13 protein-coding genes are annotated in these 14,380 nt (G+C 61.8%); 6 read left to right on the top strand and 7 right to left on the bottom strand.

Going from position 1 to position 14,380, the window contains the following annotated elements:
* Positions 1-54: 54 nt before the first annotated feature.
* Genes pdxA through lptG form a run of 4 tightly spaced genes read right to left on the bottom strand, consistent with a single transcriptional unit; the run spans position 55 to position 5,523 of the window.
* Complete coding sequence (pdxA, locus tag ACR0NT_RS05740; RefSeq protein ID WP_170671789.1) at positions 55-1,020, bottom strand: 4-hydroxythreonine-4-phosphate dehydrogenase PdxA; 966 nt, start codon at positions 1,018-1,020, stop codon at positions 55-57.
* Positions 1,017-2,270, bottom strand: coding sequence for a peptidylprolyl isomerase (locus ACR0NT_RS05735; RefSeq protein ID WP_170671787.1), 1,254 nt, complete (start codon positions 2,268-2,270; stop codon positions 1,017-1,019). The genes pdxA and ACR0NT_RS05735 overlap by 4 nt, the downstream gene beginning before the upstream one ends.
* Entirely contained in the window at positions 2,261-4,423 is a 2,163-nt protein-coding gene (locus ACR0NT_RS05730) for an LPS assembly protein LptD (RefSeq protein WP_170443589.1), read from the bottom strand. Before ACR0NT_RS05730 ends, ACR0NT_RS05735 begins: the two co-directional genes overlap by 10 nt.
* Positions 4,423-5,523 (bottom strand): LPS export ABC transporter permease LptG, encoded by a 1,101-nt coding sequence (gene lptG / locus ACR0NT_RS05725; RefSeq protein WP_170671785.1) that lies wholly within the window; start codon positions 5,521-5,523, stop codon positions 4,423-4,425. The genes ACR0NT_RS05730 and lptG overlap by 1 nt, the downstream gene beginning before the upstream one ends.
* A 240-nt stretch (positions 5,524-5,763) precedes the next feature.
* Here lptG and ACR0NT_RS05720 point away from each other — a divergent pair, with 240 nt between their 5' ends.
* The 3 genes from ACR0NT_RS05720 to ACR0NT_RS05710 are packed head-to-tail and all read left to right on the top strand — an operon-like array spanning position 5,764 to position 8,777.
* A complete protein-coding gene (locus ACR0NT_RS05720) occupies positions 5,764-7,230 on the top strand; it encodes a leucyl aminopeptidase (RefSeq protein ID WP_170671783.1) in 1,467 nt (488 codons plus the stop codon).
* 4 nt (positions 7,231-7,234) lie between these two features.
* Positions 7,235-7,693: a DNA polymerase III subunit chi gene (locus tag ACR0NT_RS05715; RefSeq protein WP_170671781.1), complete on the top strand. Its 459-nt coding sequence runs from the start codon at positions 7,235-7,237 to the stop codon at positions 7,691-7,693.
* Between the two features lie 37 nt (positions 7,694-7,730).
* Positions 7,731-8,777, top strand: coding sequence for an aldo/keto reductase (locus ACR0NT_RS05710; protein ID WP_170443598.1), 1,047 nt, complete (start codon positions 7,731-7,733; stop codon positions 8,775-8,777).
* Between the two features lie 69 nt (positions 8,778-8,846).
* On the opposite strand, the gene ACR0NT_RS05705 is transcribed toward ACR0NT_RS05710, so the two are convergent.
* Complete coding sequence (locus ACR0NT_RS05705) at positions 8,847-9,833, bottom strand: GlxA family transcriptional regulator (protein ID WP_170443600.1); 987 nt, start codon at positions 9,831-9,833, stop codon at positions 8,847-8,849.
* Between the two features lie 131 nt (positions 9,834-9,964).
* Between ACR0NT_RS05705 and bcoG the strand changes: the two genes are divergently transcribed.
* The 3 genes from bcoG (at position 9,965) to ACR0NT_RS05690 (ending at position 13,221) form a co-directional block, all read left to right on the top strand.
* Positions 9,965-10,882, top strand: coding sequence for a 3-dehydrocarnitine:acetyl-CoA trimethylamine transferase BcoG (gene bcoG / locus ACR0NT_RS05700; RefSeq protein ID WP_170443601.1), 918 nt, complete (start codon positions 9,965-9,967; stop codon positions 10,880-10,882).
* A gap of 117 nt (positions 10,883-10,999) precedes the next feature.
* Positions 11,000-12,463 (top strand): carnitine 3-dehydrogenase, encoded by a 1,464-nt coding sequence (locus tag ACR0NT_RS05695; RefSeq protein WP_170671779.1) that lies wholly within the window; start codon positions 11,000-11,002, stop codon positions 12,461-12,463.
* Positions 12,460-13,221: an SDR family oxidoreductase gene (locus ACR0NT_RS05690; protein ID WP_170443605.1), complete on the top strand. Its 762-nt coding sequence runs from the start codon at positions 12,460-12,462 to the stop codon at positions 13,219-13,221. Before ACR0NT_RS05695 ends, ACR0NT_RS05690 begins: the two co-directional genes overlap by 4 nt.
* Before the next feature lie 6 nt (positions 13,222-13,227).
* Here the strand turns inward: ACR0NT_RS05690 and ACR0NT_RS05685 are convergent, their stop codons facing one another.
* A complete protein-coding gene (locus tag ACR0NT_RS05685) occupies positions 13,228-13,410 on the bottom strand; it encodes a hypothetical protein (RefSeq protein ID WP_170443607.1) in 183 nt (60 codons plus the stop codon).
* Positions 13,411-13,493: 83 nt separating this feature from the next.
* The gene (locus tag ACR0NT_RS05680; RefSeq protein WP_170443609.1) at positions 13,494-14,369 is read right to left on the bottom strand and encodes a helix-turn-helix domain-containing protein; all 876 of its coding nucleotides are present in this window, start codon (positions 14,367-14,369) and stop codon (positions 13,494-13,496) included.
* Between the last annotated feature and the right edge of the window lie 11 nt (positions 14,370-14,380).

The following is a 14,380-nucleotide window of genomic DNA, read 5'->3' as shown; positions in this document are numbered from 1 at the left end:
GGGATGCGCCAGTTATTTTGCCTCCGGCGGGGATATTTTCAGACAGGTGAAGGGTCAAGGGCTTTGCGCCATGCGTTGGGCCAGTTTCAGCGCCTCGATCAGGCTGGTCGGGGTGGCGATGCCTTTGCCTGCAATATCCAGAGCAGTGCCGTGGTCGGGTGAGGTACGGATGAAGGGCAGGCCCAGCGTCACGTTCACGCCGCGGTCGAAATCCAGCGTCTTGATCGGGATCAGCGCCTGATCGTGGTACATCGCAATCGCCGTATCATAGTGGGTGCGGGCGGCGGCGTGGAACATCGTATCTGCCGGGTGCGGGCCGGTGACCGTATAGGTGTCGGTGGGCAGGCCTTCAATCAGCGGGGCGATCCAGTCCAGCTCTTCCCGTCCCATCTTGCCACCTTCGCCCGCATGAGGATTCAGGCCCGCAATGGCGATGCGGGGGTGGGCGATGCCGAACTGGCGGCGCAGGCCCTCGGCGGTGATGGAAATCGTCTCGTGCAGCAGGTCCGGGGTCAGGGCCGAAGGGACCTGCGACAGGGGGATGTGGATGGTCGCGGGCACCACGCGCAATTGGTCGCTGGCCAGCATCATCACCACCCGTTTACGATCCGCGAGTGCGGCCAGAAACTCGGTATGGCCGGGATAGGCAAACCCGGCCCCGTCGATCAGCGCCTTCTTGTGGACCGGCGCGGTGCACAGTGCCGAGGCGGCACCGGATTGCACCAGCGCGACACCCTGTTCAATGGCGTCGATGACATATGGCGCGTTGGCCGGGTCCGGCTGGCCCGGGACGTTGGGCGCCGGGAAATCCAGCTGCAATACCGGCAGGGCAGAGGCGCAGGCTGCAGCAACCTCGGACGGGTGCGAGATGCGCGCGACCGGGGTGTCGGGCGGCAAATGGGCGGCGTCACCGATGTAGAAAAACGGGCAGGTGTCGCGCAAATCCGACCACGCTTTGGCTGCGATTTCCGGGCCTATACCGGCCGGATCGCCGCAGCTGAGCGCGATCGGGGCCGTCATTGTTCGACGATGGTCGCTTCGGCGCGCAGCTGTGCCAGCAGGCTGTTGGCAAAGGCCTCGAGCCGTTGTTGGGTAAGCGCGTTGGCAACATCCGTGCGCGTTGTCTCTTCGCCCAGATCGCGGGTGCGGGTGCAGAGCATCAGGAACATCAGCGTCTGGCCGTTGTTGCGGGTCAGCGTTGTGGAGACTTCGTTCAGGTCCAGCTTGGCAAGCTCCAGCGCCACGGCGCGGGGGATCTCGCCCGGGCTGGCCTGAATGCGTTGCAGCACTTCGGCGGGCTGCTCCTTGGCAATGCCATAGAGGTCATCGCAGGTGTCGACCTCTTCCCTCAGTTGGGCGGCTTTGGCCAGGGTGTCAGCGCTGCGGCCACCGGGCATGTTGTAGATCGCATAGTCGATCTCGGAATAGCGGGTGGTGCCCGTCGCAACCTCGCGCAGGCCGCGCATCTGGAACAGGGCGATGGCGTTGGGCAGGGTCAGTGGCTGCGTGATATCCCCGTTCTTCAGCCCGATGATCACCGGTTGCAATGCCGGCGGCAGGCTCGAGAGGTTCAGCCAGTCCAGCCGTCCACCGTTGTCGCGCGTGGCGGCCGCCGAATACTGCGTCGCTGCCGCTGAAAACGCATCAAAGCCTTCCAGCTGGGAGATTTCGTCTGCTAGAAGCTGCGCCTGAGCCACGGTCTGCTGGTTCACCGGGATGATGACTTCGGACAACAGCACCTGCAGGCCGCCGCTGTCGGTTTGTCCCAGCGCCCGATTGATTTCGTCATCGGTCGGTCGGGCCTGCGACAGGAAACGCGCGCTGACATAGTCGCGCCACGTAATCTGATCGGCGACGAAATCGCGTACGGTTTCGCGATCGACGCCCTGATCGGCCAGCAATTGCAGGAACTGATCGGTCGACAATTGTCCACGCGCGGCAAATTCGTCGATCCCGACCTGAATGTCTTCGGGCGCGGCCTGAATGCCCGCCTCGCGCATGGCCTGTCGACGCAGCCGGTCGTCGATCAAAGCCTCGCGCACTTCCTCATCGGATGAGCCGGGTGCACCCAGAGCGGTCAGGAACTGTTGCCGCTGGCTCAACTCGTACCAGGTGATGATATCCTGATTGACCTTGATCGCCGGCGAAAACAGGCTTTGCGCATCGGCCTGAGGCGACGTCATGGCCAGCATTGCCCCGACCAGCACGGGGGCGACCGGTTTTAGCCAACCGGAGCGAAGGAAACTGGAGAAACCTGAAATCAACTGCATCTTCTCTTGTACTGTTGGCCGCCACTGGTGACGGAATAACCCGTCAGGGCTACGGTAAAGCCGAATTCTGTCGAAGGCTCAATACTTGATGATGAGGTAAAGCGCCTGCTGACGTCCATGTTAACCTGCACACATTCATTCTGATACGTGACCCCCAACCCATAGCGGATCGGCTCGGACTCGCTCAGGTCATAGCGTGCCAGGGCGGTTGTGTTCCAGTTCTGATCGACACGGTAACGTCCGGTCAACCAGACCTCGGAAATCTCGTCGTCCACGTTTTCCGCCGGATCGGGCTCTTGCCAGACATAACTGCCGGTGACCCCCACTGTCGGTTTCTGCCATGCGGCGCGCAGTTCGGCCTTGGCAAAGCTGAAATCCCCGTTCAGCAGGCCGCGCCCGGCCAGAGACCAGCCGTTCGCCGTCTGAATCTGACCGGCCAGCAGCAGATCCGAGGTCGTGCCCTGCAAGCCCGAGGTCAGGTTGAAATTGGGGTCCGCATCGGCGCGAAAGACCTGGCCGATCGTAGCCAGGGCCCGCCAGTTGCCGGCGGAATAGCGTGACCAGTTGACGCCGATGACGCCGGTCAGGCCATCTTCGCGCTGGTCCGGGGCAGGGAACCTGGACAGTGACAGAAGGTTGCCCTGATCGAATTCCTGAAAGGTGCTTTCGTCGTCGGGCACATCGTCGTCGGTCACATGTGTCCAGCCGACCTGGGCAATCGGTTCCAGAATCTGGGTCGCCCCGGACGTTTCCCGCTTGCGCATCGGATAGCGCAGCGTCAGTGCCGCGCGGGGGGTGGCCCGGGTCACCTGATCGGGGAAATTGCTGTCGTGGCGGATGTTGAACGTATCGACGGACGTGCCCACGCGCGCCTCGGCCCGCAGGCCCGAGGCGAAGGTCCAGTTGCGCAACCATTCCGCATCAAAGGTGGCGCGGGCGATATCGCGACCGAGGACGTCTTCGTCGCTGGTACGCTCATGCGCGTGCGTGATGAAGCTCAGCCGGACCTCGCCGCCCAGGGACGTTGGGAACATGCGTTTTTGATAATACAGGTCAAAAATCCGCGACGGGATTTCGTCCTGGTTTTCACTGTCGCGCAGGGTTTTGTAGTGGATGAAACTGGTGCGGAACGCGGTATCGCGTTTGATCCGCTCAAGGGCGACCTCGCTGCGCAAGCGGTCAAGATCGGGCAGGCCGTAATCCGCCAGATAAGCATCGTCTGACGTGGTTCTGATGTTGAACAGGAACCGGTAGCCGTCGTTCAGATTGAACCAACCGTTGGCGAACAGGTATCCCCGGTCCTCGCCCTCTTGCAGGTCGTCACGGGTATAGGCGCCCTCAAGCTGGATGCGTCCGTTCTTGAACGCTTGCCGAAAACGCAGCCCAAGGGTCTTGGTCTTGGACGAGACATAGGGCGTCAGCGTCAGGTCCTTGTGATCGCCCAGCTTGATGAAATAGGGCACCTGAACGCCGGTTCCCAGCTGCGATGTGGTCCGGACTGAAGGCACCAGAAATCCGGTGGCGCGATCCAGGGTCGGGTCCGGCAGCCGTAGGTAGGGGAAATAAAAGACGGGCACGTCCAGCACCCGCAGCTGCGCCCCCTCGAAATAAAGCTGCCGTTCCAGCTGATCATGGGTGACCTTGCGGGCGCGAATCTGCCAGATCGGCGGTTTGCCGTTGGCGCAGACATGGCACGAAGTGGCCGAGACCTTGCTGAACTGCGTGTATCTGCCGACCGCGCGGGTGGCCTGAACCGAGGCGATCTGAACCTGTTGGTCGAACACCATCCGGGCGCCGATCAGCAGGCCGTTCTGGATGCTGTCATCCAGTTCCGCCGAATCCGCCAGGATCGTTGTCGCTCCGGCCTGATCGATGCGGATTGGGCCCTCCAGCGTCAGCGCGCCGGTCTCGCGGTCGTAAGTGACGCGGTCGGCGGTGATTTTGACGTCACCCTGAAAGGCCTCGACATTACCTTCGGCCACCAGCACACGTTCGGGCGTGATGAAAATCTCATCTGCCACCAGCAGGGCGGGCTGGTCTTGCTGCTGAACATCCTGCGCCGGATCGGCGGCGGGCTGGGCCTGAGCCGCAGCAGCGGTTGGCAATGCCAGTGCTACGGCGCCTGACAGCAAAAGGTGAGATATGATCCGCATCAGCCGTCCTCCGCATGAAGCAGAAGGCCGAGGGACAGAAGAATGGCAGCAAAGGGTGGCGCCCAGGCCGCGACGATGATTGGCAATTGACCGTTTTCCCCGAGTATTTGGGCAAAGTTGCGAACGAAATAAATGGCAAAGCCCAGCAGAACGGCGGACAGAACCGCGATGCCGGTGCCGCCAAAGCGCACGTGGCGCATGGTGAAAGCCGCGCCGATCATCACCATCGCCATCAGAAAGAAGGGCCGCGCCAACTGAACCTGCAGCCAGACCTCGTATTGTTTGGTGGAAAAGCCAGCCTCGCGGAGGTCGCGGATCAGTTGGGGCAGGTCGTAGACCGAAACCGAATCCTGCTGGCCCAGCGTATCCAGAATGCGTTGCCGCGTCAGAGAGGTCGGGAGTTCGATCTGCCGGTGGACCTCGGCAGCGGCCTCCGGGTTCACGTCATCGGCCAGAGACCAGATCTTTGCGTTGGACAGAATCCACGACCCGTTTGAAAGTCGCGCCTGATCGGCGACGATCTGCTGCGTCGGTTTGCCATCCGGTGAAAACGAGATGATCGTCACCCAGGTCAGTTCCAACGTGTCGGCATTGGTGGTGCCGCTGGCGTGAATGACCGATTGCCCGTCTGCTGACCCCTGCCGCAGCCAAAGCCCTTCGCTGGTGATGGACAGGGCGGAATCGCCCTTGTTCTTGTAGGTGTCGGACAGGCGACGAAACTCTTCGGACGTCGCGGCGGAAATCGGGTTCAGCAAGGCCACTGCAAGGGTGCCGATCACCAGGGCCAGCGACACCGGTGCCAGCAGCGCCCGGATACCCGACCGTCCGATGGCACGGGTCACAACCAGTTCGGAACTGCGCGCCATCCCGACAAACAGCGCGATGGTGGACAGGATCACCAGCAGCGGAAGCATTTCGCTGATCGCCGCCGGTGTATTCAGCAGGGTCAGGTGCAGCAGGGTGCCAAAGGACAGGTTTTCCGAGTCGAAACGGCGGGCCTGCTCGACCAGATCAATCAGAATCAGCAGGGTCAGGAAAATGCCGCCGATGACCAGAAAGCTCTGAATGAACCGGCGGGCGAAATAGCGGTCGAGGATCACGAATGTGCCTCCGCCCGGACGATTTCCTTGGGGAAATGGGCGATCATCGGGCCGAAATCACCGTCGCCTGCGCGGATGCGCACCGGCTTATGCCTGCCCTGTCTCGCCAACTCGTTCTCCCCCGATCCTGCCGGAATTTTTCGGAGACTGTAATGCAATTGGCGCGCGGGGAAAACTGCTATCTGGTCAAGCCGTGCGGGGCGGGCTAGGTCTTGGGGAACAGATTTTGAGGAGTTTGCAATGAGCAGTCTTGTACCGATCCGGTTTCAGCCCTTTGACGTGGACGTGATGGCACAGGCCGAGGGGCGTGTGGCCGTGATCGTGCCGCCTGAGGGCAAGATGAGCCCCGCGGTGCGTCGCGCCAATCGACTGACCCGCGGCGCAGTTGCCCGGCTGATCGAAAGCGCCCGGTTCGAAAAGGTCAAAACGGGCGACGTGATCTCGCTGGGTTGGCCCGGCGGCATGGCGGTAGAGGCATTGGATATCGTCGTTTTGCCGCGCCGCCCCGATGCGGCCGAGGCGCGCAAGGCCGGTGCCGCGCTGGCCAAATTGGCGGGTGGCAAGGACCTGCTGGTGATGGCGGGCAATCAGGTGCGCACCGAGGACCTAGCCATGGGTATCGCCCTGCGCAGCTATGATTTTGACGCGCATAAAACAAAGGAATCGGACGAAGCAGGAACCGTTACAATCAGCCATCAAAAGTCTGATGAGGTCGAAGCCGCCTTTGCCCCGCAATACGCCGTGGCCGATGGTGTGCGCATGACCCGCGACCTGACCAACGAACCGGCCAACGTCCTGACCACGACCGAATTCGCCGACCGTCTGGTCGAGATGAAGGAACTGGGCCTTGAGGTTGAGGTTCTGGATGAGGACAAGCTGGAAGAACTGGGGATGCGCACGCTGCTGAGCGTGGGGCAGGGCTCGGTCAGCCCCTCGAAAGTTGTGGTGATGCAATGGAACGGCGGCGACAAGGACGACGCGCCGCTGGCCCTGGTCGGCAAGGGCGTGGTGTTCGACACTGGTGGTATCTCGTTGAAACCGGCGGGCGGCATGGAAGACATGACCATGGACATGGGCGGCGCAGGCGTCGTCGCGGGCACCATGCGCGCGCTGGCCAAGCGCAAGGCCAAGGCCAATGTGGTCGGGCTGGTTGGGCTGGTCGAGAATATGCCCTCGGGCAACGCGACCCGTCCGGGTGACGTGGTCAAATCGATGAAGGGCGACACGGTCGAAATCATCAACACCGATGCCGAGGGCCGTTTGGTTCTGTGTGACGTGATGTGGTACGCGCAGGAACGGTTCAAGCCGGTGGGCATGATCGATCTGGCCACCCTGACCGGTGCGGTCATCATCGGGCTGGGGCATGAGAATGCGGGTGTTTTCTCGAACAATGACACGTTCTGCGATGCCTTCCTGAAATCGGCCAAGGCCGAGGATGAAGGCGCATGGCGGATGCCGCTGGGCGAGGCCTATGACAAGCAGCTGAAATCGCGCATTGCCGATATGAAGAATGTGGGCGGTCGTCCGGCGGGCTCGATCACCGCCGCGCAGTTCCTGCAGCGGTTCGTGAAAGAGGACACGCCGTGGATTCACCTCGATATTGCGGGCGTGGCTTCAGTGTCTTCGGACACATCCTACGCACCCAAAGGGGCTACCGGCTGGGGTGTCCGCGCGCTCAGCCGCCTTGTGCAGGACAACTTCGAGTAATCCGATGGGCGCTGTCTATTTCTACCACCTGACCCGTCAGCCGTTGGAGTACACATTGCCGGTGCTGCTGGACAAGGCGCGGCAGGCCGGGTGGAAGATCGCCGTGCGGGGCATCGATCCCGCGCGGATGGACTGGCTGGATGAGAAACTGTGGCTGGGGCGGGAAGAGGATTTCCTGCCCCATGGCCGCGAAGGCGGCCCGCATGACGCGACGCAACCCATTTTGCTGACGACCGGACCCGAGGCCGCCAACGATCCGGCCTGTGTCATGGTCGTGGACGGTGCGGCTGTGGAGCCGGACGAGGTAGCGGCGCTGGAGCGGGTTTGCATCCTGTTCGATGGCAATGATGGCGAAGCCGTTCAGCACGCGCGGGGCCAATGGAAGGCGCTGACCGGCGCGGGCTGCGCGGCGCAATACTGGTCCGAGGAATCGGGCCGGTGGGAGAAAAAGGCCGAGGCGTAAGGCGCTGAATTTAAGTCAAGTATCGGGAGGGTGGCAGATGGAAATGAAGCCTTTGGGTCGCACTGGAATCAGGGTGACCGACCTGTGCCTTGGTACGATGACTTTTGGCACGCAAACATCCGAGGCCGATGGTCATAAACAACTGGACATGGCGCTGGAGGCCGGGATCAATTTCGTCGACACCGCCGAGATGTACCCGGTGAATCCGATCTCGAAAGAAACTGTTGGCCGGACCGAAGAGATTTTGGGCAACTGGAACGCCGCCAATCCTTCGCGGCGGGGTGATTATGTTCTGGCCACTAAACACTCGGGCGCCGGATTTGCTCATGTCCGTGACGGTGCGTGGATTACAGGTGAGACCATTCCCGAGGCGATCGAAGGCTCGCTGCGTCGGTTGCGAACGGACTGCATTGACCTCTACCAGTTTCACTGGCCGAACCGGGGCAGTTACATGTTCCGGCAAAACTGGAATTATGCGCCATCGGGGCACAATACCAACGAAGTTCTGGACAACATGCAGGGCTGTCTTGCGGCGCTGCAGACGCAGGTGGACAAGGGCAACATTCGCGCCTTTGGCCTGTCGAACGAAAGCGCCTGGGGTACCGCACAATGGCTGCGGATAGCCGAGCAGATGGGCGCGCCACGGGTGGCCTCGGTGCAGAATGAATACTCGCTGCTTTGCCGCCATTTCGATACCGACATGGCGGAACTGAGCGTGCACGAGGATGTGGGGCTGATGGCGTTTTCGCCCCTGGGCACCGGGTACCTGACCGGTAAGTACCAAGGAGGTGCCATCCCGGACGCTTCGCGTATGTCGTTGAACCCCAGCATGGGTGGGCGGAATTCCAATCGGGTTCTGGATGCTGTCAGGGCCTATCTTGAGGTCGCCGAACGACATGGGCTGGACCCGATACACATGGCGTTGGCCTGGTGCCGTGCGCGACCGTTCATGATGTCCGCCATTTTCGGAGCAACGACCATTGCGCAGTTGGAGCATATTCTGGCGGGTAAAGATCTGCGGCTGTCGGATGATGTCGTGGCCGAGATTGATCAGGCCCACCGCGCGCATCCAATGCCGTACTAGGGGACTCTGCCCCCGCCGTGCTGCGCGCGTCTCCCCCTAGGTATTTTGGGCCAGAGGAAGCGGAGCCCGTCAGTGATGGGTGGGTTGCACGCGCTCTTGCCTCAGGTCGCGGGCCGACAGACCGTGTGCGGTACGGAAGGCGCGGGCGAAGCTGGATTGTGAAGCGAATCCCGTGGCAAGCGCCACATCCATCAGCGGTATGTCGGTGTCTGAAACAAGACGGCGGGCCTCGGCAAGGCGCAGTTGCAGATAGTGGTCCTGCGGCGTGGTGTTCAGGCGCAGGCGAAACTGCTGCTGCAACGTACGGGGACTGGTGCCCAGGGTGTCGGCGATATCGGCGAGGGGGAGGGGGTCGTCAAGCGATGCCTCCATCAGCGCGTTTGCCTTTGCGGTCAGGGCGGTGTGGCGATGCGGGGCGCCGGTGCGGCTTTGCGGCTTTGTCGGCTCGGGCGCGTCATCATACAGGAACAACCCAGAGACACGGGCTGCAAAACCGGAACCGTGACGGGCGGAAATAATATGCAGCATCATCTCGATTGCAGGCATCGCGCCGCCCGAGGTCAGACGGTTTCCAGAAGCAACATAGCGGTCGGATCGCACGTCGACTTCGGGAAAACGGGCGGCAAAGGTCTCTTTGTCTTCCCAATGGGTCGTGGCGGCGTGACCGTCGAGTAATCCGGCCTCGGCGAGCAGCCAAGGCCCTCCGTCAATGCCAGCCATCGTGGCGCCGCTGCCCGCGATGCGGCGCAAGCCGGCCAGCAGGCTTGGTGTCGCGTGACGCGCCAGTTGGAAGCCTGCGACAACGATCAGCAGGTCGCAGCTTTCCAGACGGGCGAGGGGAATGCCTGGAACCTGCAGTGCGCTGGTCAGCATCGCGGGTTCTGCCGTGGCGGTGACATAGTCCCAATCGAACGCCGGACGATCCGCCAGGCGATTGGCCGCGCGCATCGGATCGACGGCAGATGCGAAGCTGAGCGTGTTGCATTCGTCCAGCACCAGCACCGCCGTTTTCAGGGCGCGATGTTCGGGTTGCAGTATGTTTTTTGCGGATTTCATCAAGTTCGATTCGCATTCTGGCAAGTGTTTGCACAAGGCTGCGTCAAACTCAGGTCCGAACGCAAATCGGAATCCGTGGAGAAGCCTGGGGAAAACCCGGGCAAAACCGGGTATAACTTGGGGAGAACGTCATGCCTTTGGAAATGAACCGCGAAGTCTTTATCACCTGTGCCGTCACAGGCTCGGGTGGGACGCAGGATCGCAGCCCGCATGTGCCACGCTCGCCGCAGCAGATTGCGGACAGTGCGATTGCCGCGGCCAAGGCTGGGGCGGCCGTGGTGCATTGCCATGTGCGCGACCCCGAAACCGGTGCGCCCAGCCGGCGTCTGGACCTGTATCGCAAGGTGACGGACCGCATTCGCGACGCTGACGTGGACGTCGTCTTGAACCTGACCGCAGGGATGGGCGGGGACATCGTCTTTGGTGGCTTCGAAAGCCCGTTTCCAGTGAATGAAGCCGCCACCGATATGATCGGGGCCTCGGAACGTGTGGCCCATATCGCGCAGTGCCTGCCCGAGATTTGCACTCTGGACTGCGGCACCATGAACTTTGCCGAGGCCGATTATGTCATGACCAACACCCCCGGCGCCTTGCGCGCGATGGGTCAGATGATGACCGACATGGGCGTGAAGCCTGAGATTGAGGCCTTTGACACCGGCCATCTTTGGTTTGCCAAGCAACTGGTGAAAGAGGGGATTTTGGAGCCCAACGCCTTGGTCCAGCTGTGCATGGGTGTGCCGTGGGGTGCGCCGGACGATCTGAATACGTTCATGGCGATGGTGAACAACGTGCCGGACGATTGGACCTTTAGCGCCTTTGCGCTGGGGCGCAACCAGATGGCCTATGCGGCGGCTGCGGTTCTGGCAGGCGGCAATGTGCGCGTCGGTCTGGAAGACAACCTGTGGCTGGACAAGGGCGTTCTGGCCGAGAATTGGCAGTTGGTCGAACGCGCGAGCACCGTGGTGTCGAACATGGGCGCGCGGGTGATCGGGCCGCAGGAAGTGCGTGAGAAGCTGGGGTTGGTGAAGCGGGCGCCGGTGGCTGCCTAGGGACGCTTGTCTTGGGCGGATTGGGGGCCAGCCCCCAAACCCCCGGAGTATTTGGGAAAAGATGAAGACGTGATGCCTGAGTGAGCTTGAAGAGGCTTTCAGGCTGGAGGAAGAGCGATGAAAACGGCAGCTATCATAGGTGGCGGCGTGATCGGCGGCGGTTGGGCCGCGCGGTTTCTGCTGAATGGGTGGAACGTCCGGGTGTTCGATCCGGACCCCGAGGCCGAGCGTAAGATTGGTGAGGTTCTGGACAATGCGCGACGGTCGCTGCCGGGGCTGAGCAACGTGCCTCTGCCACCCGAAGGCGCGCTGACCTTTCATGATGACATGGCCGAGGCGGTGCAGGGTGCCGCGTGGATTCAGGAAAGCGTGCCAGAGCGGCTGGACCTGAAACTCAAGGTCTACAAGGGGTTGCAAGAGGCTTGTGACCCGCAGGCGATCATCGGGTCTTCGACCAGCGGATTCAAACCGTCTGAGTTGCAGGAGGGCGCGTTGCGTCCCGAACAGATCGTGGTGACGCACCCGTTCAACCCGGTCTATCTGTTGCCGCTGATCGAGTTGGTGCCGATGGACAAGAACCCGCCTGAGATGGTCGAACGCGCGCAGGAGCTGCTGAAATCGGTCGGTTTCTTTCCGCTGCACGTCAAAAAGGAAATCGACGCGCATATCGCCGACCGGTTCCTCGAAGCCGTCTGGCGCGAGGCGCTGTGGCTGGTCAAGGACGGCATTGCCACCACCGAAGAGATCGACGAGGCGATCCGCATGGGGTTCGGCATCCGCTGGGCGCAGATGGGTCTGTTCGAAACCTACCGCGTGGCGGGTGGTGAGGCCGGGATGCGGCATTTCATGGCGCAGTTCGGGCCTGCGTTGAAATGGCCGTGGACCAAGTTGATGGATGTGCCCGAGTTCACCGATGAACTGGTCGACATGATTGCCGATCAGTCGGATGCGCAGTCGGGGATGCACTCAATCCGAGAATTGGAACGTATCCGCGACAACAACCTTGTTGGCATGATGCGGGCCTTGAAGGCACAGAACTGGGGTGCGGGTGCGGTGCTGAACCAGCATGACGCCTTGTTGAAACCCGGTGCGCTGCCCACGCTGGAACAGGCGGACCTGAGCCAGCCGATCCTGACGGTATCACGCGCGGTGCCGCTGGATTGGACCGACTATAACGGCCACATGAACGAGGCGCGCTACCTTGAGGCCTTTGCCGACGCGACTGACCGGTTCATGGAGATCATCGGTTGCGACGCGGACTATATCGCCTCGGGCGGCAGCTATTTCACCGCCGAAAACCACATTCGCTACATCGATGAGGTTCACGCGGGCGCAAAGATCGAGATTCGCACGCAGATGCTGTTGGGGCAGGGCAAGAAGCTGCATGTCTTCCACAGTATGTACGAGGGCGACAAGCTGATCGCCACGGGCGAAAGCTTCCTGCTGCATGTCAGTCTCGAAACCCGCCGCCCCAGCGCGCCATCGGCCGAGATTGAGGCCGCAATGGCCCGAATCGCCGAAGCGCAGGCCGGTTTGCCATATCCGGAAGGCGCCGGTGCTGCGATCCGAAAACCGGCATGAGTGGGCGCGTTCTGATTACGGCCGGTGCTTCGGGCGTCGGCAGGGCCATGGCCGAAGCCTTTGATGCGTCGGGCGCGCAAGTGTGGGTGGCGGATGTGGACCAAGCCGCCTTGGGTGGATGTCCGGCGCATTGGAACCGGTCTGAAGTGAACGTAGCGGACGAAACTGCCGTGGCTGCCTTGTTCGCTGATATCGAGGCCGCATGGGGTGGTTTGGACACGCTCTGCGCCAATGCAGGTGTCGCAGGGCCAACCGCTCTGGTCGAGGACGTGGCGCTGGACGACTGGCGGTTCTGTCTTTCGGTTAACCTTGAAGGCGCCTTCCTGTGTGCGAAATTCGCCGCGCCGATATTCAAGCGGCAAGGCAGCGGGTCAGTGGTGATCACGTCCTCTACCGCCGGGCAATACGGCTATCCAAACCGCGCACCCTATGCGGCGGCGAAATGGGGTGTGATCGGGCTGGGCAAGACGCTCGCGATGGAGCTTGGTTCACACGGTGCGCGCTGCAACGTCATCTGCCCCGGCGCGGTCGAAGGCCCCCGGATGGAGGGTGTGCTGGCCCGCGAAGCCGCCGCCAAGGGCATGACCCGCGATCAGGTCTATGACGGCTATGCGGCTGGTACCTCGATGGGGCGGTTCGTCGAAGGGAAGGATATTGCCAATATGGCCGTCTTCCTTGCCTCGGATGCGGCGCGGCTGGTGTCGGGTCAGGTGATTGCCGTGGACGGCCATACGGTGAATCCTGACCCGAAAATCTAGACCGTATCAGCCCTGGTTTGGCCCACGAATCTGGCGGATGGTCTGGCGGACCGCCTGCCAGTCCTGCGCTTGCTGAATGTTCCCTGCGGCCTCGCATTCGCGCATTTTCCTGGCAGCTTCCGCCTCGGCCTGATCGCCATGAGCGGTATAGAGTGCTCGTGCATATTGAGCGGTTTGTAGTGCGTCCATTCCTATCGTCCTCCCGTCTATGATCGGAATACCCGAAGGTTCGCGCCGAATGACGATAGCACAAGAAAGCCGTTGGTGCATCCTCAACCCTGGGGTGGGCTGGAAATCGCCGCGCGCAACCGTTTGAGATGGTCGGGAAAGTCGCGCGCGGTCAGGTCGGCTTCGCGCACCAGACGGTCGAAATGGCGGGTAAATGTCTCGATCCGATCGCGGTCGCGAAAGGCCATATAGTGGCTGCCCGCGTAGAAAACGCACAGAAGCGGGCCGAAAATCGTCACCGGGGCCGAATAGAGCCGTTTTGCATCGAACAGATAGATGCGCAGGCGCGGATAGAGCTGCTCGCAGATTTCAAGCAGATGGTCGATCTGTTCCAGCCGGATTTTGGGGCAAAGCCCTTCGTAATAGCCCGAGGCCTGGGCGAAACTGTCGATTTCATACAGCGGCATGGCAATTTCATAATCCGACTGGGCGCTGCGCATCCATGTCAGCCGGTCTGCCGAGGCGCCGATCGCCTGATCCGCAGTTCGGCCCAGATGCGGCGCGTATTCCCATTCCAGCACGGCGCGTGTTTTCAACATGTCGGGTAAAGTTGCTGGAACATAACGGATTTTATAACCCGCGGCCTCTTGGTGCCATTCGAAGATCCGCTCATCTACCAGCGCACGGGGGGCCTCGGTCATGGTCAGGGAACTGGCCAGCAGTTCCGCCGCGCTTTCCGGCCGGTCCGACAGGGTCAACAGCCAATCCGCCGATACCCCAAGAGCCGAGGCGCAACTGCCCACCACATGCGCATTCGGCAACCGCGCGCCCTCATCGGTCAATAGCTGCGAAACGGTCGAGCGGTCCACACCGATATGCCGCGCCAGCGCGCTCTGGCTGACATGACGCTCTTCCATGGCGCGGGCGAGTCGCAGCCGGAACTGTGCTGCGCGGTCTCGTTTGTCGATTTTATCCTGCATGTGTTTTTAAA

The organism is Ruegeria sp. AB10, assembly GCF_056542745.1.
Note: the sequence above shows the minus strand (reverse complement) of the source record. Positions and strands in the feature narration are given on the sequence as shown.